Origin of the sequence: Tsukamurella pseudospumae (genome assembly GCF_001575205.1) — a bacterium.
Classification (GTDB): Bacteria; Actinomycetota; Actinomycetes; order Mycobacteriales; family Mycobacteriaceae; genus Tsukamurella; species Tsukamurella pseudospumae.
Window position 1 is genome coordinate 48,857 of record NZ_LSRE01000002.1, and the last position, 22,909, is coordinate 71,765.

At 69.4% G+C, this 22,909-nt stretch carries 31 protein-coding genes and 1 pseudogene; 17 read left to right on the plus strand and 15 right to left on the minus strand.

Features of this window, described 5'->3' with window-relative positions:
* Positions 1-49: 49 nt before the first annotated feature.
* Positions 50-559, minus strand: a complete 510-nt coding sequence (locus AXK61_RS02345; protein ID WP_068743577.1) for a toxin-antitoxin system HicB family antitoxin — start codon at positions 557-559, stop codon at positions 50-52.
* A gap of 39 nt (positions 560-598) precedes the next feature.
* Positions 599-1,102, minus strand: a complete 504-nt coding sequence (locus AXK61_RS02350) for a MarR family winged helix-turn-helix transcriptional regulator (protein WP_068743578.1) — start codon at positions 1,100-1,102, stop codon at positions 599-601.
* An 81-nt stretch (positions 1,103-1,183) separates the two neighbouring features.
* On the opposite strand from AXK61_RS02350, the gene AXK61_RS02355 reads away from it, so the two are divergent.
* The gene (locus AXK61_RS02355; RefSeq protein WP_068743880.1) at positions 1,184-1,687 is read left to right on the plus strand and encodes a carboxymuconolactone decarboxylase family protein; all 504 of its coding nucleotides are present in this window, start codon (positions 1,184-1,186) and stop codon (positions 1,685-1,687) included.
* Between the two features lie 11 nt (positions 1,688-1,698).
* Here AXK61_RS02355 and AXK61_RS02360 read toward each other — a convergent pair whose 3' ends face one another.
* The 5 genes from AXK61_RS02360 to sdhC form a co-directional block, all read right to left on the minus strand.
* On the minus strand, positions 1,699-2,859 hold the full coding sequence (locus tag AXK61_RS02360) for an SGNH/GDSL hydrolase family protein (RefSeq protein ID WP_231855405.1): 1,161 nt from the start codon (positions 2,857-2,859) through the stop codon (positions 1,699-1,701).
* Between the two features lie 76 nt (positions 2,860-2,935).
* Complete coding sequence (locus AXK61_RS02365; RefSeq protein ID WP_068570796.1) at positions 2,936-3,703, minus strand: succinate dehydrogenase iron-sulfur subunit; 768 nt, start codon at positions 3,701-3,703, stop codon at positions 2,936-2,938.
* On the minus strand, positions 3,703-5,454 hold the full coding sequence (gene sdhA / locus AXK61_RS02370; protein WP_068743579.1) for a succinate dehydrogenase flavoprotein subunit: 1,752 nt from the start codon (positions 5,452-5,454) through the stop codon (positions 3,703-3,705). Before sdhA ends, AXK61_RS02365 begins: the two co-directional genes overlap by 1 nt.
* A gap of 24 nt (positions 5,455-5,478) precedes the next feature.
* Positions 5,479-5,931, minus strand: a complete 453-nt coding sequence (locus tag AXK61_RS02375) for a succinate dehydrogenase hydrophobic membrane anchor subunit (RefSeq protein ID WP_068743580.1) — start codon at positions 5,929-5,931, stop codon at positions 5,479-5,481.
* Between the two features lie 12 nt (positions 5,932-5,943).
* Complete coding sequence (gene sdhC, locus AXK61_RS02380; RefSeq protein WP_068743582.1) at positions 5,944-6,351, minus strand: succinate dehydrogenase, cytochrome b556 subunit; 408 nt, start codon at positions 6,349-6,351, stop codon at positions 5,944-5,946.
* A 240-nt stretch (positions 6,352-6,591) separates the two neighbouring features.
* Here sdhC and AXK61_RS02385 point away from each other — a divergent pair, with 240 nt between their 5' ends.
* Together AXK61_RS02385 and AXK61_RS02390 are read left to right on the plus strand one after the other, a co-directional pair.
* Positions 6,592-6,993 (plus strand): cytidine deaminase, encoded by a 402-nt coding sequence (locus AXK61_RS02385; RefSeq protein WP_197466729.1) that lies wholly within the window; start codon positions 6,592-6,594, stop codon positions 6,991-6,993.
* Positions 6,990-8,291 (plus strand): thymidine phosphorylase, encoded by a 1,302-nt coding sequence (locus AXK61_RS02390; RefSeq protein ID WP_068743585.1) that lies wholly within the window; start codon positions 6,990-6,992, stop codon positions 8,289-8,291. Before AXK61_RS02385 ends, AXK61_RS02390 begins: the two co-directional genes overlap by 4 nt.
* On the opposite strand, the gene AXK61_RS02395 is transcribed toward AXK61_RS02390, so the two are convergent.
* Entirely contained in the window at positions 8,292-9,227 is a 936-nt protein-coding gene (locus tag AXK61_RS02395) for a D-2-hydroxyacid dehydrogenase family protein (RefSeq protein WP_068570807.1), read from the minus strand.
* A 100-nt stretch (positions 9,228-9,327) separates the two neighbouring features.
* On the opposite strand from AXK61_RS02395, the gene AXK61_RS02400 reads away from it, so the two are divergent.
* From AXK61_RS02400 to AXK61_RS02410, 3 genes are all read left to right on the plus strand, one after another.
* Entirely contained in the window at positions 9,328-10,587 is a 1,260-nt protein-coding gene (locus AXK61_RS02400) for a sensor histidine kinase (protein ID WP_068743587.1), read from the plus strand.
* Positions 10,588-10,703: 116 nt separating this feature from the next.
* Positions 10,704-11,339 (plus strand): response regulator, encoded by a 636-nt coding sequence (locus tag AXK61_RS02405; protein ID WP_068743588.1) that lies wholly within the window; start codon positions 10,704-10,706, stop codon positions 11,337-11,339.
* 43 nt (positions 11,340-11,382) lie between these two features.
* A complete protein-coding gene (locus AXK61_RS02410; RefSeq protein WP_068743590.1) occupies positions 11,383-12,501 on the plus strand; it encodes an adenosine deaminase in 1,119 nt (372 codons plus the stop codon).
* A 9-nt stretch (positions 12,502-12,510) separates the two neighbouring features.
* Here the strand turns inward: AXK61_RS02410 and AXK61_RS02415 are convergent, their stop codons facing one another.
* Together AXK61_RS02415 and AXK61_RS24695 are read right to left on the minus strand one after the other, a co-directional pair.
* Positions 12,511-13,833, minus strand: a complete 1,323-nt coding sequence (locus AXK61_RS02415) for a primosomal protein (RefSeq protein ID WP_068570816.1) — start codon at positions 13,831-13,833, stop codon at positions 12,511-12,513.
* Positions 13,834-13,851: 18 nt separating this feature from the next.
* On the minus strand, positions 13,852-14,013 hold the full coding sequence (locus AXK61_RS24695; protein WP_156485522.1) for a hypothetical protein: 162 nt from the start codon (positions 14,011-14,013) through the stop codon (positions 13,852-13,854).
* A 451-nt stretch (positions 14,014-14,464) separates the two neighbouring features.
* On the opposite strand from AXK61_RS24695, the gene AXK61_RS02420 reads away from it, so the two are divergent.
* Positions 14,465-15,832: a recombinase family protein gene (locus tag AXK61_RS02420; protein WP_068743882.1), complete on the plus strand. Its 1,368-nt coding sequence runs from the start codon at positions 14,465-14,467 to the stop codon at positions 15,830-15,832.
* Here AXK61_RS02420 and AXK61_RS25850 read toward each other — a convergent pair.
* From AXK61_RS25850 to AXK61_RS02435, 5 genes and pseudogenes are all read right to left on the minus strand, one after another.
* Complete coding sequence (locus tag AXK61_RS25850; protein ID WP_414929981.1) at positions 15,829-15,903, minus strand: DUF3263 domain-containing protein; 75 nt, start codon at positions 15,901-15,903, stop codon at positions 15,829-15,831. The genes AXK61_RS02420 and AXK61_RS25850 overlap by 4 nt on opposite strands.
* 67 nt (positions 15,904-15,970) lie before the next feature.
* A pseudogene (locus AXK61_RS25855) lies at positions 15,971-16,075 on the minus strand (hypothetical protein); the annotation flags it as partial.
* Entirely contained in the window at positions 16,039-16,473 is a 435-nt protein-coding gene (locus AXK61_RS02425; protein WP_231855406.1) for a hypothetical protein, read from the minus strand. The gene AXK61_RS02425 and the pseudogene AXK61_RS25855, both read right to left, overlap by 37 nt.
* A 60-nt stretch (positions 16,474-16,533) precedes the next feature.
* Positions 16,534-17,082, minus strand: a complete 549-nt coding sequence (locus AXK61_RS02430; RefSeq protein WP_156485523.1) for a hypothetical protein — start codon at positions 17,080-17,082, stop codon at positions 16,534-16,536.
* Positions 17,079-18,038: a helix-turn-helix domain-containing protein gene (locus tag AXK61_RS02435; protein WP_068743593.1), complete on the minus strand. Its 960-nt coding sequence runs from the start codon at positions 18,036-18,038 to the stop codon at positions 17,079-17,081. Before AXK61_RS02435 ends, AXK61_RS02430 begins: the two co-directional genes overlap by 4 nt.
* 181 nt (positions 18,039-18,219) lie before the next feature.
* Between AXK61_RS02435 and AXK61_RS24700 the strand changes: the two genes are divergently transcribed.
* Genes AXK61_RS24700 through AXK61_RS02475 form a run of 10 tightly spaced genes read left to right on the plus strand, consistent with a single transcriptional unit; the run spans position 18,220 to position 22,908 of the window.
* Entirely contained in the window at positions 18,220-18,540 is a 321-nt protein-coding gene (locus AXK61_RS24700; RefSeq protein WP_156485524.1) for a helix-turn-helix domain-containing protein, read from the plus strand.
* A complete protein-coding gene (locus AXK61_RS25305) occupies positions 18,537-19,292 on the plus strand; it encodes a Rha family transcriptional regulator (RefSeq protein ID WP_068743599.1) in 756 nt (251 codons plus the stop codon). Before AXK61_RS24700 ends, AXK61_RS25305 begins: the two co-directional genes overlap by 4 nt.
* Positions 19,292-19,516, plus strand: coding sequence for a hypothetical protein (locus AXK61_RS02450; protein ID WP_156485525.1), 225 nt, complete (start codon positions 19,292-19,294; stop codon positions 19,514-19,516). The genes AXK61_RS25305 and AXK61_RS02450 overlap by 1 nt, the downstream gene beginning before the upstream one ends.
* A complete protein-coding gene (locus tag AXK61_RS02455; RefSeq protein ID WP_068743603.1) occupies positions 19,513-19,713 on the plus strand; it encodes a hypothetical protein in 201 nt (66 codons plus the stop codon). The genes AXK61_RS02450 and AXK61_RS02455 overlap by 4 nt, the downstream gene beginning before the upstream one ends.
* Positions 19,710-19,877 carry a hypothetical protein gene (locus AXK61_RS24705; protein ID WP_156485526.1) on the plus strand — a complete coding sequence of 56 codons (168 nt, stop codon included), beginning with the start codon at positions 19,710-19,712 and terminating at the stop codon, positions 19,875-19,877. The genes AXK61_RS02455 and AXK61_RS24705 overlap by 4 nt, the downstream gene beginning before the upstream one ends.
* On the plus strand, positions 19,874-20,620 hold the full coding sequence (locus AXK61_RS02460) for an exonuclease domain-containing protein (RefSeq protein ID WP_068743605.1): 747 nt from the start codon (positions 19,874-19,876) through the stop codon (positions 20,618-20,620). The genes AXK61_RS24705 and AXK61_RS02460 overlap by 4 nt, the downstream gene beginning before the upstream one ends.
* Positions 20,617-20,775 carry a hypothetical protein gene (locus tag AXK61_RS24710; RefSeq protein WP_156485527.1) on the plus strand — a complete coding sequence of 53 codons (159 nt, stop codon included), beginning with the start codon at positions 20,617-20,619 and terminating at the stop codon, positions 20,773-20,775. Before AXK61_RS02460 ends, AXK61_RS24710 begins: the two co-directional genes overlap by 4 nt.
* On the plus strand, positions 20,772-21,020 hold the full coding sequence (locus tag AXK61_RS02465; protein WP_068743607.1) for a hypothetical protein: 249 nt from the start codon (positions 20,772-20,774) through the stop codon (positions 21,018-21,020). The genes AXK61_RS24710 and AXK61_RS02465 overlap by 4 nt, the downstream gene beginning before the upstream one ends.
* Positions 21,005-21,958, plus strand: a complete 954-nt coding sequence (locus tag AXK61_RS02470) for a YqaJ viral recombinase family protein (protein WP_068743609.1) — start codon at positions 21,005-21,007, stop codon at positions 21,956-21,958. The genes AXK61_RS02465 and AXK61_RS02470 overlap by 16 nt, the downstream gene beginning before the upstream one ends.
* The gene (locus AXK61_RS02475; protein WP_068743610.1) at positions 21,955-22,908 is read left to right on the plus strand and encodes a dihydrolipoyllysine-residue succinyltransferase component of 2-oxoglutarate dehydrogenase complex; all 954 of its coding nucleotides are present in this window, start codon (positions 21,955-21,957) and stop codon (positions 22,906-22,908) included. Before AXK61_RS02470 ends, AXK61_RS02475 begins: the two co-directional genes overlap by 4 nt.
* Position 22,909 lies beyond the last annotated feature (1 nt).

The following is a 22,909-nucleotide window of genomic DNA, read 5'->3' on the forward strand; positions in this document are numbered from 1 at the left end:
GGTGCGGGGGTTGTGCGTCGAGCTGTTGGACTCCGGGTTCAGGGAGTGGTCAGCGCGCCCAGCCGGCGAAGTCGTCGCCGGTGCGGAGCGCTCGCTGCGCGGATCGTCGTTTGCGGGGAGCCAATGCCGCCGCGACGGCGCGGACCAGCCACGTGTTGACCGATAAGCCTTCCGCGGCGGCGGCCTCGTCGACCCGGGTCTTGAGCGCGTCGGGCAGGCGCAGGGTGGTCCGGGAGGTGCTGGCGTCGTCGAAATCGACGCCGGAGGGGGTGGCCTCGTCGTCCGGTTCTGTGCGCGGCGCGGCGATGACGAAGTCCACCTCGCGGCCGCGCAGACGCAGGTCGACGGAGCCCGGCACCAGGTCGCGGGTGATCTCGGCCGCGGCTGCGGACAGCGCGTCGAGCAGGACCAGCCGAACGGCGGCGTCCAGGCCCGAGGCGAGCCGCTCCGCGCTCGCGCCGGCATCGTCGACGCCGTTGTCCCCGGCGTCGGCGAAGTCGCGCTCCGCCGCGGCGATGAGCTGGCGCTGGAGGTCGCTGACGAAGGGTGTGATGTCCATGGCGTCAACTATGACACCATCATGGTGTCACGTCAACGACTATCTGGTGTCATTCTGTTGCGATGCGCGTTTACGCTGGTCATCCACATCCTCGGTCAGTGCCGCCAGGGTGTCGAGGCGGATCGGCGATGCCGCCAGAGACGCCAGATCGTCGAGCATGGCGTCGAGTCGGCCGGCGCCGATCCGACGTGCCCATGCGTCGCGGACGGTCCCGAACGCCGTTGCGCTCGCCTGGAGCATCGCGCGTCCGCGGGGGGTGGGTGCGACGAGTCGTCGTCGACCGTCCTCCGGGTCGTGGCCGACGGCGACGTAATCCAGGTCGACGAGGCGGGCGATGGTCTTGGCGGCGGCCTGCTTCGACACTCCGAGTGTCGTGGCGATCTCGCCGGCGGTCGAGCCGTCGCCGATGGCCTGCATCGCGAATCCGTCCCGCGGGCGCGTCTCGGGGAAGCCCTGGTCGGCCAGGATGCGGTGCGCCTCATCGACGGCCTCGCGGAAGCCGCCGAGAAGGAGGAGCGGTAGCTCGTAGCCCGGTCTCGACACCGCGTCACCCCTTGTTTCGTCAACCGGATTGACTGTATCGTGACGCTAATCGTCAACTAAGTTGTCTAAAAGGGAGTGATCATGGTTTTCACGGTGCACACGGTCGACACGGCGCCGCCCGAGTCCCGCCCGGCCCTCGATGCGATCCGCGCGAAGTTCGGCGGAGTGCCGCGCGCCGCCGCGCTGCAGGCGGAGTCGCCGGCCCTGCTCAACGGATTCCTCGCGGCGAGCGCGGCGTTCGAGGCGGCGTCGCTGCCTCCCGTGGTCCGGGAGGCGGTGATCCTCGCCGTCGCCCACCGCAACGGCTGCGAGGTGTGCGTCCGGATCCACTCGGCGGAGCTGACCCGGATGGACCGGGCGGACGTGGTGCGCGACATCGCCGCCGGGCTGGGCTCCGACGACGCGGCCGTCGCCGCGACGGTCACGTTCGTCGGGCGGTTGTTCGACGGTGCCGGGCGGGTGGCGGACGCAGAACTCCAGGAGTTCTTCGACGCGGGATTCACGCCGCGCAATGCGCTCGAGGTCGTGTTCGGCGTCGGCGTCTACACGGTCTCGACCTTCGCCAACCGGCTCGTCGGCGCCTGAACGGCGGGGAGTCAGGAAGCGAAGGCGCCGCCCGCCCCGAAGGCGAGCTCGCCGAATCTCGCTCCGATCAGGGCGTGGGTGGCGGCGTCGGGGTGGAGTTCGTCCGGGAGGGGGAGGCGGGCGTAGTCGTCCGCGCCGTACAGGGCGCGCCCGTCGAGGAGGTGCAGGTGCGGGTCCTGCCCCGACCGGTCGGCCACGATGCGCTCGAGGGCGTCGCGGATGACGCTCAGCGTCAGCCTTCCCGCCGGGACCTCCGCCGGATCGCCGGTGGCCTCGAACCGCAGGCCCGTGGCCGACGGGACGGGCATCACCGGTCCGGGGGTGTCCTCCTGGATCGGGCACAGGATGGGCGAGACGAGCAGCAGCGGGGTGGTCGGGTGGCCGTCGCGGACGGTGTCCAGGAAGCCGTGGACGGCGGGGACGAACGCGCGCAGGCGCATCACGTCCATGTTGGTGAGGTTGATGCCGCTCTTGAGGCTGATCAGGTCGGCGGGGGTGTCGCGGATGGCGCGGGCGACGAACGGGTCGAGGAGTGCGCTGCCGCCGAACCCCAGGTTGACGAGGTCGACCCCGCCCGACGCAGCGGCGATCGCGGGCCAGGTCCCCGTCGGGTGCGTCGCACCCGAGCCGTGGCTGATCGAGCTGCCGTGGTGCAGCCAGACGCGCTCGCGTCGACCGGCCGGGACCACGGGCGCATCGACGCGCAGGGCGACCAGCTCCGTGATCTCGTTGTGGGGGAGCCAGATCTCGACGTGCTTCTCCCCGGCGGGCAGGTCGGCGAACCGGGCGATTCCCGACGGTCCCTCGGTACGCTCCGCCTCCTGCGTCACCATGTCGACGACGGTCTCGACGTTCCCGCCCGGCACCGTCGTCCGCGCGACGAGCCGGCCGTCCACGACGAGGTCGTAGACCCCGTCGGGTAGGGGCGGGAGGCCCGCGTACGCGCGTTTGGTCGGCAGGGTCTCGAGCTCGATGACGGTGGCCGCGGTCCGGAAGACCAGGCGCACGCCGGACGGTTGCGCCTCCGCGGAGGCGAGCCGCGCATCCGGGATGCGGCGGCGGGCCGCTGCGGGGAGGCGGTGCGGCAGGAGGCCGCGCGCCGTCGCCTCGAGGTCGAGGTGACCGCGCAGGAGTCCGTCGTCGATCGTGGTGCTGATCAGGTTCGCGGGCACGGTCGTCTCCTTCTCGAATGAGGAACGCCCCGGACCTCGGGTGAGGTCCGGGGCGTTCCGGGCTGCAGTAAAGGTTCTAGCGGCTGAACAGGAGGGCGCGCTTGACCTCCTGGATGGCCTTCGTCACCTGGATGCCGCGGGGGCACGCGTCGGTGCAGTTGAAGGTGGTGCGGCAGCGCCACACACCGTCGACGCCGTTGAGGATCTCGAGGCGCTCGGCGGCGCCCTCGTCGCGGCTGTCGAAGATGAAGCGGTGCGCGTTCACGATCGCCGCGGGGCCGAAGTACGAGCCGTCCATCCAGTACACCGGGCAGCTGGTGGTGCAGCAGGCGCAGAGGATGCACTTGGTGGTGTCATCGAAACGCTCACGGTCCGTGGGGGACTGGATGCGCTCGCGGGTCGGCTCGTTGCCCGAGGTCATCAGGAAGGGCTTCACGGCGCGGAAGGCGTCGAAGAAGGGCTCCATGTCGACGACGAGGTCCTTCTCGACGGGCAGGCCGCGGATCGGCTCGACCGTGATGGTCACGTCCTTGTCGCCGTGCAGGAAGTCCTTCATCAGCATCTTGCAGGCGAGGCGGTTGACGCCGTTGATGCGCATGGCATCGGAGCCGCACACGCCATGGGCGCAGGAACGACGGAAGGTCAGGGTGCCGTCGAGGTAGCCCTTGATGTACAGGAGCAGGTTCAAGAAGCGGTCCGAGGGGAGCGCGGGAACCCGGTAGCTCTGCCAGCCCGCCGCGTCGGGATCCTCCGGGTTGAACCGGTAGACCTTGATCGTGACCATCGTGGAGCCGGGCGGGACCGGCGGCTGCACGGAAGCGGGGGTGTCAACTGCGGCGGTCATCAGTACTTACGCTCCATCGGCTCGTAGCGGGTCTGCACGACGGGCTTGGTGTCGAGACGGATCCCGGACTCCAGGCCCTCGCCCTCCTTGTACGCCATGGTGTGCACCATGAAGTTCACGTCGTCGCGCGTCGGGTAGTCCTCGCGGGCGTGGCCGCCGCGGGTCTCCTTGCGGTTGAGCGCGCCCACGACGGTGACCTCGGCCAGCTCGAGCAGGAAGCCCAGCTCGATGGCCTCGAGCAGGTCGCTGTTGAACCGTGTGCCCTTGTCGGTGACGGTGACGTGCTCGTACCGCTTCTTGAGGGCGCGGACGTCGTCGAGTGCCTGCGTCAGGGTCTTCTCCGTGCGGAAGACGGCGGCGTTGTTGTCCATCGTCTGCTGCAACTCGGTGCGGATCGCCATGACGTTCTCGTTGCCGTGGTCGCTGAGCATCGACGCGACCCACTTCTCGACCATGTCGGCCGGGTTCTCGGGCAGCGGCACGAAGTCGTGCGTCTTGGCGTACTCCGCCGCGGCGATGCCGGAACGGCGGCCGAAGACGTTGATGTCGAGCAGCGAGTTGGTGCCCAGGCGGTTCGCGCCGTGCACGGACACGCACGCGCACTCGCCCGCGGCGTACAGGCCGGGGACGACGTGGTCGTTGTCGCGCAGCACCTCACCGTGGATGTTGGTGGGGATGCCGCCCATCACGTAGTGGCAGGTGGGGTACACGGGCACCAGCTCGGTGACGGGGTCGACGCCGAGGTAGGTGCGCGAGAACTCCATGATGTCCGGCAGCTTGGCCATCAGGGTCTCTTCCGGGATGTGCGTGACATCCAGGAGCACGTAGTCCTTGTTCGGGCCGGCGCCGCGGCCCTCGAGCACCTCGAGCACCATCGAGCGGGCGACGATGTCGCGCGGAGCGAGGTCCTTGATGGTGGGGGCGTAGCGCTCCATGAACCGCTCACCGTCGGCGTTGCGGAGGATGCCGCCCTCGCCGCGCACGCCCTCGGTGATGAGGATGCCCAGGCCCGCGAGGCCCGTCGGATGGAACTGGTGGAACTCCATGTCCTCGAGGGGCAGGCCCTTGCGGAAGACGATGCCCATGCCGTCGCCGGTCAGGGTGTGCGCGTTCGACGTGGTCTTGTACATGCGCCCCGAGCCGCCGGTGGCGAAGATGATCGCCTTGGCGTGGAAGACGTGCAGCTCGCCGGTGGCGAGCTCGTACGCGACGGCGCCGGTGGCGACGGGGCCGTCCTCGGTCTCCGTCAGCGCGATGTCGAGCACGTAGAACTCGTTGTAGAACTCCACGTCGTGCTTGACGCAGTTCTGATACAGGGTCTGCAGGATCATGTGACCGGTGCGGTCCGCGGCGTAGCAGGCGCGGCGCACGGGCGCCTTACCGTGATCGCGCGTGTGGCCGCCGAACCGGCGCTGGTCGATCTTGCCCTCGGGCGTGCGGTTGAAGGGCAGGCCCATCTTCTCCAGGTCGAGCACCGCGTCGATGGCCTCCTTGGCCATGATCTCCGCGGCGTCCTGGTCGACGATGTAGTCGCCGCCCTTGACCGTGTCGAAGGTGTGCCACTCCCAGTTGTCCTCCTCGACGTTGGCGAGGGAGGCGCACATGCCGCCCTGCGCCGCGCCGGTGTGGGAACGGGTGGGGTAGAGCTTCGTGAGCACCGCGGTGCGGGCGCGGGGGCCGGCCTCGATGGCCGCGCGCATACCGGCGCCGCCGGCACCGATGATCACCACGTCGTAACGATGTTCCTGCATGATGCGGGTGAGTCCTCTCGCGCGCTAGTTGGTAGCCGTATTGAAGGTGAGCAGCGCGTAGGTGCCGAGGACGACCACGAGGATCATCGACAGAGCCAGCAGCGTCTTGAGCCAGAACCGGGTGCGGTCCTTGCGGGCGTAGTCGTCGATGATCACGCGGAGGCCGTTGCCGCCGTGCAGCTGTGCGAGCCACAGCATCGTGATGTCCCAGACCTGCCAGTAGGGGCTGGCCCACCGCTTCGCGACGAAGGCCGCATCGATGCGGTGCACGCCGTTGTCGATGGCCAGCATGATGAAGACGTGCCCGAAGACGAGCACGAGCAGGGCCACGCCCGAGAAGCGCATGAACAGCCACGCCCACTTCTCGAAGTTGTTGCCCGCGGGGCGGTGCGGCGAGCGCGGCGCGTCGAGCGATGCGGGGCGGTCGTACTGCTTCATGAGGGTCTTGGCGAGCTTGGGTTCGTTCGCTGTAGTCATCTGTCGTTGCCCCTACCCGTGCGAGATCATGATGTAGAGCAGGCGCGCGGCCATTGCGGCGCCGGTGAGCAGGAAGACGGTCCACACCACGATGGACATCGCCTTCTGATACTGGACGCCCTTGCTCCAGAAATCGACGAGGATCACCCGGACGCCGTTGAGGGCGTGGAACAGGATGGCCATGACGAGACCGATCTCGAGCAGGCCGATGATCGGGGTCTTGTAGGTCTCGATGACCTTGTCGTAGGCCGTGGGGTCGACGCGGATCACCGCGGTGTCGAGCACGTGGACGAACAAGAAGAAGAAGATGGTGACGCCGCTGATGCGGTGCAGCACCCAGTTCAACATGCCCGGATCGCCCTTGTAGAGGGAGACGCGGCGCGGCTCCTCGGCGGCCGCCACCTCGGTAGTACTGCTCATCGAGCCCTGCCTTCGACATCGTTGTTGGATACGACGGGAGATCGGTCGACGGAGGGGTATCGAGCCCTCGCACCGGCGTCAGTCGCGACGTATACCTGAACCCACGCCTTGACCTTAAACCCACGGGAATGTGGAATCGAAACCACGGTCCCGATCCATTGGGGCCGAACAGATTTAGTTAGGTTTGCCTGACCGTAATTGATGAGGAATCAACAAGGCCTCGGAAGGGAGTGGTACGCAGTGCCCGATATCGACTGGGAGGTCTTGCGGCGCAGCGCCGTCAAGGCCATGGGGAACGCTTACGCGCCCTATTCGAACTATCCCGTCGGGGCGGCCGCACTGGTCGACGACGGGCGTGTGGTGACTGGCTGCAATGTGGAGAATGTCTCATACGGCCTGACCCTCTGCGCCGAGTGCGGACTCGTCGGCGCGCTCCGTACGACGGGCGGCGGACGGCTCGTCGCCTTCTCCTGCGCCAACGCGAACGGGGACGTCCTGCTCCCGTGCGGGAGGTGCCGCCAACTGCTCCACGAACACGGCGGCGGCGACCTGCTCATCGATCACCGCTCCGGCCCGATGCCGCTGAGCCGGCTCCTGCCCGACGCCTTCGGGCCCGACGACATGGAAGAGGTAGCACGATGACCGAGGTGTACGACGCCGTCTCCATCATCGCCGCCAAACGCGACGGCAGGATGCTGTCCGACGGCCAGATCGACTGGGTGATCAACGGGTTCACGACGGGAGTGGTGGCCGACTACCAGATGTCCGCGCTCGCGATGGCGATCTTCCTCAACGGGATGGACCGCCGTGAGATCGCCCGCTGGACCGCCGCGATGATCGGCACCGGCGAGCGGATGGACTTCTCGGGCCTGCGCCGCGACGGTGCCCCGTTGGCGACGACCGACAAGCACTCCACCGGCGGCGTCGGCGACAAGATCACACTTCCGCTCACTCCGCTGGTCGCGTCCTACGGGGTCGCGGTCCCGCAGCTGTCGGGTCGCGGCCTCGGCCACACCGGCGGCACGCTGGACAAGCTCGAGGCCGTTCCCGGCTGGCGTGCGGACCTGTCCAACGCGGAGATGTTCGACCAGCTGGAGAAGGTCGGCGGCGTCATCTGCGCCGCCGGATCCGGACTCGCGCCCGCCGACAAGAAGCTCTACGCGCTCCGCGATGTCACCAGCACCGTCGAGGCGATCCCGCTCATCGCCAGCTCGATCATGAGCAAGAAGATCGCCGAGGGCACGGCATCGCTCGTGCTCGACGTCAAGGTCGGCAAGGGCGCGTTCATGAAGACGCGCGAGCAGGCGCGCGAGCTCGCGGAGACGATGGTCGCGCTGGGCCACGACTCGGGCGTGCGGACCGTCGCGCTGCTCACCGACATGTCCACGCCGCTCGGTCGCAGTGCGGGCAATGCTCTCGAGGTCGCGGAGTCGCTCGAGGTCCTCGCGGGCGGCGGACCGTCGGACGTCGTGGAACTGACGCTGGCGCTCGCCCGCGAGATGCTCGCGCTGGCGGGCGTCGACGCCGACCCGGCCGAGCACCTCGCGAACGGTCGCGCGATGGACAGTTGGCGCGCGATGATCGCGGCGCAGGGCGGCGACCCGGACGCGGCGCTGCCCGTCGCGACGCACACACGGACCGTCGCCGCGCCGGAGTCCGGCGTGTTGACCGGCCTGGACGCGATGGGCGTCGGCATCGCGGCCTGGCGCCTCGGCGCGGGGCGCGAGCGGCAGGGCGAGCCGGTGCAGGCGGGAGCGGGCGTCACCTGGCACGCCGGGCTCGGTGACGAGGTGCGCGCGGGCGAGCCCCTGTTCACCCTGCACACCGACACCCCGGAGAAGTTCGACGGTGCGCTCGCCGCGCTCGACGGTGCCGCGACCATCGGCGGATCGGCGACGCCGCGCGGCTCCCTGGTGCTGGACCGCGTGACGGCCGAGTGATCAGGCCCCGGGCGGATTCATGACGCGGACGGGGGCGCCCGCGAGGTAGGCACGGACGTCCTCGGCCGCGTCGGTGTAGAAGGCGCGGTACTGCTGCTCGGTGACGTAGCCGACGTGCCCGGTGAGCACCGAGTTCGGCAGGTCCCGCAGCGGATCGTCGGCGGGCAGGGGCTCGGTGTCGAACACGTCGAGCGCCAGCCGGATGTCGCCGCGGCGCGCGGCGGCGGCCGCGGCCGGTGTGTCCAGCACGCCCGCGCGGGAGGTGTTGACGAGGAGTGCACCCGGCCGCATCCGGGCGATGTCGGCGGCGCCGACGATGCCGCGCGAGCGCTCGGAGAGCACGTAGTGGATCGTGACCACGTCGGAACGTTCGAACAGTTCCTCCTTGCTCACGACCGTCGCCCCCACCTCGGCCGCGCGGTCGGCGTCGATGTTGCTGGACCAGGCGATCACCTCCATACGGAAGGCGGTCGCCACGCGCGCCACGCGGCGCCCGAGCCCGCCCAGTCCGACGATGCCGATCGTGCTCTCGTGCAGTTCCTTCCCGACGGTGCTCTGCCAGCGCCCGGCCCGGATGTTCGCGTCCTCCTCGGGGATGTGCCGCAGCGCTCCGAGAATCAGCGCCCAGGTGTGCTCGGCGGCCGCGGCGGGCCGATAGCCGGTGTGGCACACCGTGATCCCCAGCTCGGATGCCGCGGCGAGGTCGATGGCGGCGTTGCGGCGCCCCGTCGACACCAGGAGCCGCAGGTCCGGGAGGGACCGCAGCACCTCCGCCTGGAAGCGGGTGCGTTCACGCATCGCCACGACCCCGTCGAACCCGGCGAGCTGCCCGGCCACGTCGGTGAGCGGCTCGGTGAACACGGTGACGTCGAGCCCGGAGAAGTCGCCGAACCGGCGGGAGACGTCCTGGTAGTCGTCGAGGATCGCGATGCGCATGAGATCACGCTAACCCCGCGCGGGGTAGTGCTGGCACCACCCCGGATCCTCCCGTCCGCGCCAGCGACTCGGGCGGGGCCGCGGCCCTAGCGTCTACGGCATGATCGACCATGTGACCTCGTCCCCGGCGCGCCGAGCGCAGCCGACCGCATCGCTCGCCGCGCCGCTGCGCGAGCCCCTTCGCTTCCTCACCACGTCCGCGCCGTGGCGTGGGCTGGCCTACTTCACGGTGTCGATGCTCGTCGGCTGGGTGGTGTTCTTCCTCTACGCCGTCATCGTGCTGCTGCCCTTCGCGCCGGCGTGGTCCTACGGGCTGGCGAAGCTGGAGCGGCTGCGCGTCACGTGGCTCGACGCGCCGGCGATCGGCGATCCGCATCCGCCCGTGACCGGGAACCTCTCGACCCGCGCGGGCGCTCGGATCGGGGAGCGGGCGACGTGGCGGGAGGTCGCGTACTCGCTGCTGTTGGCGGTGCTCACGCCGATCGTGTTCTTCGGCGCGGCGGTCGGCTGGATCCTGGGGCTGGGGCTGGTGTTCGGGCCGTTGCTCGCCGACGACATCAACGTCATGGGCACCCGTGTCGAGGGCTTCATCAGCCAGACCGTCTGGGCGATCGTCGGTCTCGCGATCTGCGCCGTCGGGCTCTACGTCACCTACGCGGTCTCCGTGACGCAGGCCGCCACCGCACGTCTGTTGCTCGGCCCCACCGAGGAGGAGCTGCAGCGCCGCGTGAACGCGCTGGAGACCTCGCGCGGCGTGCTGGTGGACTCCTTCGAGGGCGAGCGCCGCCGCATTGAGCGCAATCTGCACGACGGACCGCAGCAGGATCTGGCGAGCCTGTCGCTGCAGCTCGGCGAGTTGCAGCAGAGCCTGTCCGCGGAGTCGTCCGAGGACGTGCGCGCCCAGGTGGCCGAGGCACAGGCCCGGCTCGAACGCGCGATGGCGGGCCTGCGGGACACCGTCCGCGGGGTCCATCCGCAGGTGCTCGACGATGCCGGGGTCGAGGCCGCCTGCACCGAGCTCGGTGGGGCGATCCGGGTCGACGTGCACGCCGGCGAGGGGTGGGAGCCCGGACGCAGGCTGCCCGCCGAGATCGAGCAGGCGATGTACTACACCGCCAGCGAGGCCGTGACCAACGCGATCAAGCACGGCGGCGCGCGGCAGGTGTGGATCACCTTCGCGGCGGGTGTCCTGGGCGTCTCGATGACCGTCATGGACGACGGTGCCGGTGGCGCCGACCCGGCGCGCGGGACCGGCCTGGCGGGGCTCATCGAGCGGGCCGAGGCGATCGGCGCGACGCTGACGGTGCTCAGCCCGCCCGGAGGGCCCACCACGCTCTATTGGGCGAGGGCCGTGTCGTAATCTGCCTCGGATGCGGATAATAGGAGCTGAGGAGAGGGCACGTGGGGTCTGAGGGCGGCATGGGGACGATGCGCATCGTGTGAGCCGAGGAGAGGGCACGTGCGGACGGAAGGCGGATGGAAGTAGTGCGGATCGTGATCGCCGAAGATGCCGTCCTGCTCGCCGAGGGGCTGCAGCGGATCGTCGAACGGGCCGGCCACGAGGTGGTCGGCCTGCTCGGCGACGCCGATGCGCTCCGGGCGATCGACCCGGGCACCGTCGACCTGGTTGTGACGGACGTGCGGATGCCGCCCGGGCACGGGGACGACGGTCTGCGGGCCGCGCTCGAGCTGCGGTCGTCGCGGGCGGGCCTGCCGGTGCTGGTGCTCTCGCAGTACGTGGCCGCCGCGTACGCCCGACGACTCCTCGACTCCGGTGGCGGCGTGGGCTATCTGCTCAAGGAGCGGGTGGGGCGGGTCGACGACTTCCTGCGCGCCCTCGACACCGTCGCGTCCGGGGGAGTGGTGGTCGACCCGGAGGTCGTCTCCAAGCTGTTCACCCCGACGGTGCTCGATCGGCTCACGCCCCGGGAGGGGGAGGTTCTGGCGCTGATGGCGGAGGGACGAAGCAACTCCGACATCGCTGCGGCGCTGGTAGTCTCGGACGCCGCCGTGGCCAAGCACGTGGCCAACATCTTCGCCAAGCTCGACCTGCCGCCCGAGGAGGGGAACCGCCGCGTCCGCGCGATCCTCACCTATCTCACGGAGCGCTAGCGTCGCCGGGGTGTTACGCGCGGGTAGCCGGTAGCGTTGCCCTATGGCGAATCCCGTTGGACCCACCCCCATCGACCTGGCCTCCCTGAAGCGCGCACCCAAGGTGCTACTGCACGACCACCTCGACGGAGGGCTGCGGCCCGCCACCGTCCTCGAGCTGGCCGCGGAGACCGGTTACGCGAACCTGCCCGCCACCACCGAGCCCGAGCTGGCCGCGTGGTTCCGCGACGCCGCGGACTCCGGCTCGCTCGTGAAGTACCTCGAGACCTTCGAGCACACCGTGGGCGTGATGCAGACACCTGAGGCGCTGGCCCGGGTGGCGCGCGAGTGCGCCGAGGATCTGGCCGCCGACGGCGTGGTGTACGCGGAGGTGCGGTTCGCGCCCGAGCAGCACCTGCAGCGCGGGCTCTCGCTCGACGAGGTGATGGAGGCCGTGCTGGCCGGCTTCGCCTCGGGCGAGTCCGCGGCGCGCACCGCCGGGCGTCCGATCGTCGTGCGCTGCCTGGTGACCGCCATGCGGCACGCGGCGCGCTCGCGGGAGATCGCGGAGCTGACGGTGCGCTGGCGCGACCGCGGCGCCGTCGGCTTCGACATCGCGGGCGCCGAGGCCGGCTTCCCGCCCAGCAGGCACCTGGACGCCTTCGAGTACATGCGGGATCACTCGGCGCCCTTCACGATTCACGCAGGGGAGGCCTTCGGCCTGCCGTCCATCCACGAGGCGTTGGCCTTCTGCGGCTGCGACCGGTTGGGGCACGGCGTGCGCATCGTCGACGACATCGACGGCGTGGAGCCCGGATCCGCCGACTTCGCCGGTGCGCGGCTCGGCCGCGTCGCCGCGCGCGTGCGCGACGCCCGCATCCCGTTGGAGATGTGCCCGAGCTCCAACGTCCAGACCGGAGCCGTCGCGTCGCTCGAGGAGCACCCCTTCAACCTGTTGGCGCAGCTGCGTTTCCGCGTCACGGTGAACACGGACAACCGGCTCATGAGCGACACCACCATGAGCAAGGAGATGCTCAAGCTGGTGGAGACCTTCGGCTACGGCTGGACCGATCTGCAGCGCTTCACGATCAACGCCATGAAGTCGGCGTTCCTGCCCTTCGACGAGCGGCTGGCGATCATCGACGAGACGATCAAGCCCGGCTTCGCCGTGCTGATCGGCTGAGCCGCCGAGTCACTTGGAGGTGAGGCGGTCCTCGAAGTCGTGCTCGAGGGCCCGCCAGGCCTCAACCTCGTTGTCGAACGGGCCCGACGGTGCCAGCCGGCGCGGCTGCGGGTCGAGCGCGTAGGAGACGAAGAAGCCGAGCGGCGTCGTCGGGCGCAGGGCCTCCCGCACTGACGCGTCGTCGGCGAAGTCGGCGGAGTCCAGCAGCAGCTCGACCGCGAGGTCCAGCTGGTCGCGGTCGATGCGGCGAGGGCCGTCGGCGATGTCCTCGCTGATGCCGGGGAGCACGTAGACGTTGTCGTCGTACACCTCGACCTCCAGCGAACCGTCGGTGGCCGCGACCTGGACCTCCTGGTACGTGGACACGGTGGACAGGTCGGTGTCGTTGTCGTCCGCGAGGTACCGGGCCAGCGCACCCTCGGAGTCGAAGGCGAAGATCTTGCCCTTGCGGCCCAAGAAGATCGGATTGTCGTCCAGGTAGCAGCGCAGCGTGTAGTACTCGCCGGTCGAGGTGATGATCTTGATCGGGTCGATGCCGACCCGGCCCCAGAACGAGTCGTCGTCCTCGAACTCCTCGTCGTCCTCGACGGCGTCCACGGCCTCGTCGTCCGCCGCGTCGTCCTCGTCGAACTCGTCGTCGTCCTCATCGAGGTCGTCGGTGTCGAGACCGGGCACGTCGTCGAGGTCGTCATCGAGGTCCTCGGTGTCGGCGGCCAGCGCGGCGGCCTTCTCCTCGGCGGCCGCGAGCTCCTCCTCAGCCGCCTCGGTCAGCGTGGCCGACACCTTCGGGGCACTGACGACGCCCTCGATCGCGTCGATCACGTCGTCCCACTTGCGGCTGATGATCTGGCCCACCTTGTGCCACATCTCCGCGCCCTCACGGCCCTCGAAGTTGCGGGTGCCGATGCGCACGGTGCCCAGCACGGGGTTGCCGTTGAAGAACTTGGTGACGTCGATCAGCTCGCACACCTCGCCGATGAGGCCGACGATCTCGAGGGTGTCCTCGAGTTCGGCGATCACCTCGGGGGTGGGCTCCTCGGCGGCCAGTTCGGGCACGGAGATCACGTCGAAGCTGCGGTCGTCGCGCGGCACGAAGGCCTCTGCGGGGAGCGTGGTGAGCGCCTCCCATGCCGGGTGGTCGTCGAGGTCGTTCGGCTTGTCACTGCGCACGAAGGCGACGAGCTCCGCGACCGACGTGAAGCCGTACAGATCCTCGTCGAGGCCCAGGAAGGCCTCCCATTCGTCCTCCCCGTCACGCCACCGCGGTGCCCACAGGGTGTACACCGGGCCGTCGGTGAGGCCGAGCTCGATCGGGACGATGTCAGACGCCATGGCGCCCAGCGTAGTGCACTACGCCGGTTCGGCGTCGGCCAGAGGATCGGAGTGCTTCCTGAGCACCTTCAGTGCGCGCGGATCGGGCTTGCGGCCGTTCAGCAGCGCCGCTTTCGCGGCGATCTGCGCGAGCTTCAACTGCCCCTCGGGGGTGTACACCCAGCGCTGCTTCTCCGTCATGAACGCGCGTCCTCACTCGTGCTCCGGCTCACTCTCAGTATCCTCCCCGTGCGACAGGTCCGCCAGCGTGATCGCCCCGATGACTTCCCGTTCGGTCGCCCGTCGCCAGATCCGAGGTCAGGAGCGCCTCGACCGTCGCCGCGCCGATTCGTGAGGTGTAGGCGTCCTCGTCGGCGGTGCGCTCCACCGCCCACGCCATCCGCCGCCACCACTCGGCGCGGCGCTCGGAACCTCCTTCTGCCGGGTCGCGAAGGAGACGCCGGTCAGCGCCAGAGCGGCGGCGATGAACGGTGCCGCCGTCAGCCACAGCGTCGTGGAGATCATCGCTACCCCGTCGGGCGGAAGAAGCCGTGGAACTGCTGGCCGATGTTGTCGGTGCGGATCGAGGAGATCTGCACGGGGTCGCCCGCCTCAGGCAAGTGCATGAATAGGTTCAGATATGATGACCAGCATGGAAGCGGTGATCTACGCGCGGGTGTCACAGGATCACGGGACGCGGTCCGTGCAGGAGCAGGAGCGGGAGTGCCGCGAGTTCTGCGATCGTCAGGGCTGGAACGTGACCCGCGTCCTCACCGACAACGACATCGGCGCCAGCCGCTACAGCGGGAAGGACCGGCCCGCGTACCGCGAGCTGAAGGAGATCCTGCGGCCGGGCGACGTCCTCGTCACGTGGGAGGCCAGCCGAGCGCAACGCGACCTCGCTGCCTACGTGGAGCTGCGGAACCTGTGCGCGGACCGCGGCGTGAAGTGGGCCTACAACGGCCGCGTCTTCGACCTGTCCGACGGCGACGACCGGTTCGGTACTGGTCTCGACGCGCTGCTCGCGGAGAAGGAGGCCGAGCAGATCCGCGCCCGTGTGCTTCGTGGGAAGCGGTCGGCAGCGGCGGAGGGCCGGCCGTCGGGGAAGACCCCACCGGGCTACCGGCCGGTGCGTGATCCGCGCACGGGCCGCACGGTCACGTGGGAGCCCGACGAGGTCGCGCCGGTGATGCAGGAGGCTGCCCGCCGGATCCTCGAGGGCGAGACACTGCGGGAGGTGACCCGTTGGGCGAACGAGCAAGGAGTGACGGGCACGCACCGGCAGATGCGCGACCGGCTCCACCTCGCCTCGTATGCGGGCCTGCGTGTGCATCAGGGGAAGGTTGTGGGTGAGGCGAACTGGCCGGCGCTGTGGTCGCCGGAGCAGCGGGACCAGATCATCGCGGCGTTCGCCGACCCGGCCCGGCGTGCGAGCGGCGGTGGCGGCGTGCCTGTGCGGCACCTGCTGGCGGGCATCGCGAGGTGCGGCGTGTGCGGCGCGGGGATGCGGCACTACTGGCCGCCATCGGCGCAGAAGATCAGCGCGCCACCGGCGTACGTGTGCAGCGACGGGCTGCATGTGAGGCGGCAGGCGAAGCCTCTCGAGAAGGCCGTCGTGCGGGCGACGCTGGCCCGGATCCGGACGATCGACCGGGCACAGCTGGCTGACGACGGTGGCGCAGCAGCGGCAGCGGCGAGGAGGGAGGCGCAGGAACTGCAGGACCGTCTGGACGAGTTCACCGTCGCGGCGGCTGAGCCGGGCGGCCCGTCGCCGCGCGCGCTCGCCGCGATCGAGCAGAAACTGCAGCCGCAGATCGACGCGGCGCTCGCTCGAGCCCGCGCGTCATATCGGTCGCCGCTGATCGGCCGGCTCGCCGAGAACCCCGAGGACTGGACGGTGTTGACGGTGGTCGAGCGGCGCGAGGTGATCCGTTCAATGGTGACGGTGCGCGTGATGCCGACGCAGTCCCGCGGCGTGGCGGGCTTCCGCCGCGAGGACGTCGAGATCCATCCGGCCTAGCGGCCCCCGCGGGCCCTCCGCAGCCGCGCGACGGTGGCAGGCGCGTAGGCCACCGCTTCGGGGTCGTCCAGAGCGCGGGTTGAGGACCTGGTAGTAGCGGGTACTCGTGATTCCGAACCGGTCGCGGATCTGGTTCTCCTTCGCGCCGGCGGTGCGCCACCACGTTGCCGCGGTCTCGAAGTCGAGGATCGCGCGTTGCTGGTCGCTCAGCATGGTCGGTCCTCGACCCGGGCATCGACCCATGCCCGTTCGTCGTCGGTGAGTGCGCGGACGCGGGCGAGGAGCGTCGGCACGTCGACCCACAGCTCGTCGGCTACCTCGGTGGCGTGCCGGGCCCAGCGGAGCACGTCGACGAGGTCCTGCAGCTCGATGAGTCGCCGGGCAGCGATCTCGTGCACCGTGGTCTCCTCGCGGGCCCGCAGGACGGGGTCGCGGGGGTACACGCGGCGCTCGTCGTGGACGAGCTCGTGCGCGAGGGTGCACCGCCGCTCGGCCTGGGTGAGGTCGTCGGCCAGCTGTATCCGCCGCCCGTTGATGCACCCGGCGAGGGTGGCGTGCCCGACGTCCCCGAAGCGGATCTCCAGCCAGTTCCGGGCGCGGGCCTCCCTCCACGGGTGCCAGGTTCCTCGTTCGATCGTCATGCCCGATGTTGTACACGTACGGACCGACAGAAAACGCCCTGACCAGGAACTACACCGGTGTCATTCGTTCTTGTAGCCCTGAATCTCTGGAGCCTTGAGGTCCTTCCGGAGTCGCGTGACGTACGGGCCGACAGATCTGGCGGACATGTCGTCGAAGCCACGTGCGTACGGTCCTCTGCGCTTGAGCGTGTCCCGAAGTTGCGAAGCATTCATCAGGCCTGCGGCGCCAACGATCGCGATAAGCCCGAGATACGGTAGCCAGTCAACGCCTGATGCATGCTGAAGGCCGTAATAGCAGGCCATACCGATCGTAATTGCTGACGTCACAACTACCGCAGCCTGGGACGCGATCATCGTCTTGACGACGCGGTCATATCTGTCGCGCGTTTCGGACATTCCGATGCCGATGATGCGCATCCGCGCGTAGTGAGTAAGCCACGTTCGGAGGGGATCCTGCTCGTCGAGAAGCTCAGCGACCTCGAGGTCTAGTTTCACCGCTTCCATCTGGCCGTGTCGGGTTCGTGATGGTCGGGAGAGCCAGATGGTGACGAGCTGGGTCAGGAACGCTGCGGTGACCGCTCCGATCCCGGCCCAGGCGGTTGCGGTCACGCCCCGCCCTCCGGTCCCTCCGGATCGGGCAGCTCGCTGGCCTCGTCCTGCCGGCGTCGGATCTTCCGGCCGACCGGCTCGTCGCCGAGGTCGCGGGCGGCCAACTCGAAGTCAGCCTGATCGGCGTCCAGGACACCGCGGGCTCGCAGCCAGCGGCTGAACACGTTGTTGAAGAAGTTCGCCGAGTCCAGGTGAACGTCGTCGCCGTGGCGGTCACGCGCGGCTTCCTCGAGCTCGCCGATCGCTCTGCGGACGTCCTCGAACTGCTCAAGCTGGGGCCAGTCGATTCTCGATTCCCAGTCGTCACCGAGGGCTATGCGGACGCCCATCCCCGTCCCTTCGATGCCGAGCGACATGCCGAGTCGGAGTCTTTGGGTGGCGTACCGCTCGGAGTCCTGCCGAACACGTCCCTGGACCGACTCGAACTCGGGCCCGCTCACGATGTCGGAATATCGGGCGACCGAGTCGAGCAGGTCTCCGATGTACGGCATCTGGGATCGGACTCCGGCCTTTGACCATGGCTCAACCGCCGCTTCGGCGTGGTCGAGAATCTTCTCCGCCAGGTCCAGGTTCGCCGTCAGGAGTCGGTACTCCCGCGTCGGCCTAGCGACTCGCGCTGCCTGCTGGATGTACCCCGGGTTGATCTTGGAGGAGGGGAGAGTCAGCGAGTCCTCGTCGTGGTCGATCCCGACAGGGATCAGTGAGGCCAGGCCGTGTCCATCGAGCTCGCCGCTGAAGATCGCGGCAGCCCGGCCAGCGGGCCATTGGAGAGCGTTGTCGTACTTCGCGAGCGTTCGCGGGCCGACCTTGGTGGCAAGAGTGAGCTCGATCTTGGACTGCGTGGTGTCGGACGGGCCGCCCGCCGCGGCGACGTCGAGCTGACTTAGGCCCAGCGCGCCTCGACGTGCCTTGACGGCGCCGGCGAGTCGCGCGACACCTTCGTGCGGTTTGGTCATGCCCCAACTCTCTCAGAATTTTTTGGCAAACCTTGCTCCGGTTTGGCAAACATCACCATCGTAATTCACTCGCGGTAGCAATCACACCATTGTGTTTTCCCAGCTCCGCAAGTTTGCCGAAACTTGCTGGAGGCATGCGGAGACTGATTGCCAACGAGGTTAAACGTGCTAGCGTCGTGCTATGACGAAGCAGAACAAGGCTGAGGGGTATCGGCGCTACGGACCATCCCGCCCCCGCCGCACACCGCCCCATGTCTCGATCAAGATCCTCCGCATTGCTGCGAAGCTGACGCTCGACGACGTTGCCGAACGCATGGCGGAGTTCGGGGAAGCCCCAGCTCGCGGGACTCTCAGCGCGATCGAGAACGGCCACCGAGGCGCGAGCAAGGAGTTCCTCAACGCTCTGGAGCGTGCGCTCGGTGTACCCGAGGGCTCGATCACCACCGACTACGCGCCCCGCACGACCCCGACCGTCGCTTCGCCTGAGGCGGCGTCGGCATGAACGAGCTCGTCACCCTGATCGACGGCGAGGCCGTCACCACTTCCCTCGCGATCGCCGAGGGAACCGACAACGCTCACGCATCGGTGATCCGACTCGTCCGCAACAACTTGGCCGACCTGCAGGAGTTCGGAGGGGTTGCATTTGAGATCCGACCCTTCGAGACCGCTGGCGGCGTCCAGTCCCGCGAGATCGCGGTGCTGAACGAGCCGCAGTCGGCGTTGCTCATCACCTACATGCGGAACAACGACCGTGTCCGCGCCTTCAAGAAGCGGCTCATCGCAGCGTTCTTCGAACTGCGTGAGCGTCTGGCCGCCGGGCCGATCATGCCGCGGACGATGAGCGAGGCCCTGCGCCTCGCGGCCGACGAGTTCGATCGTGCCGAACGGATGAAGGCCCTCGCCGAATCCAACCAGGGCAAGGCCGACGCGTTCGACGCATTCCTCAATGGCAAGGGCGTGTACCTCGTTGACTCGGTCGCGAACCTGATCGGAGCGGGGCACCGCGCGCTCTGGAATCTCCTGTACACGGAGAGGGTCCTGATTTCCAAGGGAGCGCGTCGGCGTCAGCCCTATGCCAACCCGAAGACCGCGGGCTGGTTTGTCGTGAAGACCCACGACACCGAGCACACGAACGGTCACGCCGCGTGCACGACCTACGTCACGCCGTTCGGCGCCGAGCAGATCAGGCTCCTCGCGATCGCGCGGAACGTCATCGAGCCGCAGCTGCTTGGCCTTCCCAGTGGCGGTGCGTGATGACGCTATCTGATGACGAGCTGTTCGAGGACGATCCCGAGCTCGACGCCTACATCGAAGAACTCACACGCGACTGGCCGCCGCCCGACAGCCCCGCGCAGCTCGCAGTACTCCGCCGAGTCTTCGGCCCCCACCTCGCCAACCAGGAACCGGCAGCGGGCCACTCCGCCAAGAACAGCCCCGCCGCCGGCCGCCACACCTCCAGCAAGGGACATGCAGCGTGATCATCCTCGCACCCACCAGCCCGGCGTTCGGTCTCACCGCCGACGAGCTCACCGAGCGGCACGCCGAGTTGCCGCTGGTCGACCAGGTGCAGCGGCAGCGTGAGCTGAACGCCGCCGACGGTATCGCCGACCTGGTCCTGCCGCCCGCCGCGCTGGATCGGCTCGCCGCGCTCCGTGTCGGAGAGGCGGCGGCATGAACGGCCTCACCATCCTCGGCGTGATCGCGTTGATCGCGATCCTGTACCTGTCGGTGCTCGAGCTCGCGGACGCGGTGCGCGATGCCCGCGAACGCCGCATCGCGGCCGACCGGCGCCGGCATCCCTCCGTGTGCGCTCGTCGCCGGTTCGGCGGTGCGCGATGACGTGGTCGGAGACCTTCGCCTGGCACGACGGGCGCATGGTGGCCGCCGATACCGAGACCACCGGCGTCGGAGCGGATGCACGGATCGTGACCGCGTGCGTGATGCTCCCCGGCGAGCAGCCGCAGACGTGGCTCCTCGACCCGGGCATCCCGATCCCCGACGACGCCGCGAAGGTGCACGGCGTTACCACCGAGAAGGCGCAGGCCGACGGTATGGACTACCGGGCGGGCCTGCGGCAGATCGCCGACGCGATCGACCTCGCGACGCACGGGCGTGCGCTCGTCGGGTTCAACGTCAGCTTCGACCTGACCGTCCTCGCGCGGGAGTGTGAGCGCGTCGGCGTCGGGTTCACCGTGCCCGAGTGGATCGTCGACCCGTACGTTCTCGACCGCGCGATCGACCAGTACCGCAAGGGCTCGCGGCAGCTCGCCGCGACCGCGCAGGTCTACGGCGTCGACCTCGTCGACGCGCACACCGCTGACGCGGATGCTCGAGCGGCTGGCCGGATCGCGCAGGTGATGGCTCGCCGCGCTGCGGAGCAGCGACACGGTGATCCGTTCGGCGCCCTGCATGGGCTGACGTTCGAGCAGCTCCATGCGTGGCAGGCAGCGCAGCACCGTAAGCGGCAGGACAGCTTCCGCGCGTACCGGCAGGGCCGGGGCGAGTCGTGGGAGGACATCGACTCGGGCTGGCCTCTGCGTGAGCTGCTGCCGCCCGTCGTGCGCGAGGCGGTGCCCTCGTGAACGGCCTGGTGTGGTCCCCGCAGGATCCGGCGTTCCCGACGCCGTCGGGGGAGTGCTGCGAGGTGTGCGGGCGGTGGACGCCGGACGGTGACCTGTGCAAGGCGTGTGACCGCGAGGTGCACCGCGAGGTCAACCGGCTGGAGGTGCAGCCGTGATCGCCCCGAAGTTCGTGGCTGCGCTACCTGAGTCGTTGTTCGTGCCGGACTTCCTCGACTACGCGGCGGGTTTGGCTGAGCAGCCGGGCGTGTGGGCGGAGTGGCCTGGCGACGAGGTGGACGGTGTGCACGTGGCTCGGCCTGGCGACTTCGACGTGGTGGATCTTCACGGTGAGGGCCCGGGTGGCGCGGTCGAGTGGACCCGCCGCGCCGGTCTCCTGTTCGTGCGATGGGTCGCAGCGTGACCGCGGCGGTGCTCCCGGAGCGGGAGACGTTGATCGCGCCCGGCTCGGCGCGGTGGCGCGAGCTCATGACGGGCTCGAAGGTCGCGGCCGCGCTCGGCCTGCACCCCACCAGGTCGTCGCGCGCGGTCTGGCACGAGATGCGCGGCGACGTGCCGCCGGACCCGACCGAGCAGATCATGGAGGACGGGCACCACCTGGAGCCCGCGATCGCCGCGATGTGGCTGGATCGCAACCCCGGCGCGCGCCTGGTGCGTGGCGAGCACACCGTCGCCCGCGCGGACATGCCGTGGGCGGCCGCGAACCCCGACGGGCTCGCCGAACTCCCCGACGGCCGCCGCATCTACGTGGAGTACAAGACCGACCGCGACGGCCTGAACAAGTACGGCGACGCGTGGACCGACCAGGTGCCCGTGAACTACCTGGTGCAGTGCCTATGGCAGATGCTCCTCGGCGACTGCGACGAGACGTGGCTCGTGGTGCTCGGCGGCCGGAACCTCGACCTGACCCCGTACCGGATCGAGTTCGACGCGGAGACGGGGCGCGCGCTGGCGGCGAAGGCGTACGAGTTCTGGGAGTCGCTGCACCTCGGCACCCCGCTCGCGGAGCTCACGCCGCCGGCGTTGTCGGAGGACGTGTGCGAGCTGCCGATGCTGCGGAAGCTGCACCCCGATATCGACCCGGACCTCGAGGTGGAGCTGGACCAGCAGCTCGCTTTCGACCACCTCGAAGCCCTGGCCGCGTTGAAGGCCGCGGAGAAACGTGCCGATCACACGAAGGCCCGCGTGCTCGACGCGATGGGCCGGGCACGGCTCGCCACCTGGAACGCGCTCACCGTCGCTCGGCGGCAGCCGAACAGCCATGGCGGCGTGTCCCTGTACGCGCCCCGCAAGACCCCGATCATCCCCAATCCCACCAAGAAGGAGAACACCACCTCATGACCAGCATCGAGAAGTACGAGGCGGATACGCCCGCGCTGGCGCCGCTCGTTACCACCGCGCCGCTGTCGCCGCTGGAGAAGATGCGCGAGCAGGCCGAGTCCATGTCCGTCGCGTTCCAGCTCGCCGACGGGATCTGCCGGACGAGCATCTGCCCGCAGACGTTCCGCGGGAAGCCTGAGGACGGCGCGGTCGCGATCATGGCCGGCGCCACGTGGGGTCTCGACGCGATCGCCTCGCTGCAGAACATCTTCGTCGTGCACGGCACCCCGAGCACCTACGCGAAGGTGATGAAGGCCGTCACCCTCCGCGCCGGGCACAAGGTCGAGACCGTCGAGTCGTCCGACACCCGCGTGGTGGTTCGGGCGCAGCGCGCCGGATCGGACACATGGGAGGAGTCCGTGTGGACGATCGAGCGCGCGCAGAAGGCCGGGTACCTGTCGAACCAGAAGTACAAGACGGAGCCGGAGGCGATGTTGTACGCCCGCGCGACGGCGGAGGCCTGCCGTCGGATCGCTCCCGACGCGATCCTCGGGATGCCGTACAGCCGTGAGGAAATGGAGGACGTGGCCGCGCCGCGGTACGTCCAGACCACTGTGGGCGCGCCCGGCGTCGCGGGTCTCGCGGCCGCGCTCGGCGCCGCCCCGGTGGCCGAGGAGCTCGCGCCCACCCCGCCGGCCGAGCAGTCGGCCCCCGCCCAGCCGGAGCCGGAGCCGGTCGCGGAGGAGACGGCACCTGAACCCGCGCCCGCAGAGGAGCAGCCTGCGGCGCCGAAGAAGGCCACGGCCCGGCAGATCGCGGCCGTCAAGGCCCGGCTGGAGTCCGAGGGCTACGAGCCGAAGGACTGGAGCGACATGCTCACCGCCTGGACGGAGCGGGACATCAAGACGATCAACGACCTCACCGATCAGGACGTGGCCGCGATCGACGCAATTTTCAACGAAGGGAAGTAGA

Bases quoted from the DNA above. Each gene is read 5' to 3' on its own strand.
- AXK61_RS24700 (WP_156485524.1), top strand. From the start codon at position 18,220: ATGACGAAGCAGAACAAGGCTGAGGGGTATCGGCGCTACGGACCATCC.
- AXK61_RS02355 (WP_068743880.1), top strand. From the start codon at position 1,184: ATGGTTTTCACGGTGCACACGGTCGACACGGCGCCGCCCGAGTCCCGC.
- AXK61_RS02470 (WP_068743609.1), top strand. From the start codon at position 21,005: ATGGGTCGCAGCGTGACCGCGGCGGTGCTCCCGGAGCGGGAGACGTTG.
- AXK61_RS25305 (WP_068743599.1), top strand. From the start codon at position 18,537: ATGAACGAGCTCGTCACCCTGATCGACGGCGAGGCCGTCACCACTTCC.
- AXK61_RS02420 (WP_068743882.1), top strand. From the start codon at position 14,465: ATGGAAGCGGTGATCTACGCGCGGGTGTCACAGGATCACGGGACGCGG.
- sdhC (WP_068743582.1), bottom strand. From the start codon at position 6,351: ATGAGCAGTACTACCGAGGTGGCGGCCGCCGAGGAGCCGCGCCGCGTC.
- AXK61_RS02460 (WP_068743605.1), top strand. From the start codon at position 19,874: ATGACGTGGTCGGAGACCTTCGCCTGGCACGACGGGCGCATGGTGGCC.
- AXK61_RS02475 (WP_068743610.1), top strand. From the start codon at position 21,955: ATGACCAGCATCGAGAAGTACGAGGCGGATACGCCCGCGCTGGCGCCG.
- AXK61_RS02345 (WP_068743577.1), bottom strand. From the start codon at position 559: ATGGACATCACACCCTTCGTCAGCGACCTCCAGCGCCAGCTCATCGCC.
- AXK61_RS24695 (WP_156485522.1), bottom strand. From the start codon at position 14,013: ATGACGGAGAAGCAGCGCTGGGTGTACACCCCCGAGGGGCAGTTGAAG.
- AXK61_RS02405 (WP_068743588.1), top strand. From the start codon at position 10,704: ATGGAAGTAGTGCGGATCGTGATCGCCGAAGATGCCGTCCTGCTCGCC.
- AXK61_RS02395 (WP_068570807.1), bottom strand. From the start codon at position 9,227: ATGCGCATCGCGATCCTCGACGACTACCAGGACGTCTCCCGCCGGTTC.
- AXK61_RS24705 (WP_156485526.1), top strand. From the start codon at position 19,710: ATGAACGGCCTCACCATCCTCGGCGTGATCGCGTTGATCGCGATCCTG.
- AXK61_RS02415 (WP_068570816.1), bottom strand. From the start codon at position 13,833: ATGGCGTCTGACATCGTCCCGATCGAGCTCGGCCTCACCGACGGCCCG.
- AXK61_RS02375 (WP_068743580.1), bottom strand. From the start codon at position 5,931: ATGACTACAGCGAACGAACCCAAGCTCGCCAAGACCCTCATGAAGCAG.
- AXK61_RS02450 (WP_156485525.1), top strand. From the start codon at position 19,292: ATGACGCTATCTGATGACGAGCTGTTCGAGGACGATCCCGAGCTCGAC.
- AXK61_RS02400 (WP_068743587.1), top strand. From the start codon at position 9,328: ATGATCGACCATGTGACCTCGTCCCCGGCGCGCCGAGCGCAGCCGACC.
- AXK61_RS02365 (WP_068570796.1), bottom strand. From the start codon at position 3,703: ATGACCGCCGCAGTTGACACCCCCGCTTCCGTGCAGCCGCCGGTCCCG.
- AXK61_RS02390 (WP_068743585.1), top strand. From the start codon at position 6,990: ATGACCGAGGTGTACGACGCCGTCTCCATCATCGCCGCCAAACGCGAC.
- AXK61_RS02435 (WP_068743593.1), bottom strand. From the start codon at position 18,038: ATGACCAAACCGCACGAAGGTGTCGCGCGACTCGCCGGCGCCGTCAAG.
- sdhA (WP_068743579.1), bottom strand. From the start codon at position 5,454: ATGCAGGAACATCGTTACGACGTGGTGATCATCGGTGCCGGCGGCGCC.
- AXK61_RS02425 (WP_231855406.1), bottom strand. From the start codon at position 16,473: ATGACGATCGAACGAGGAACCTGGCACCCGTGGAGGGAGGCCCGCGCC.
- AXK61_RS02410 (WP_068743590.1), top strand. From the start codon at position 11,383: ATGGCGAATCCCGTTGGACCCACCCCCATCGACCTGGCCTCCCTGAAG.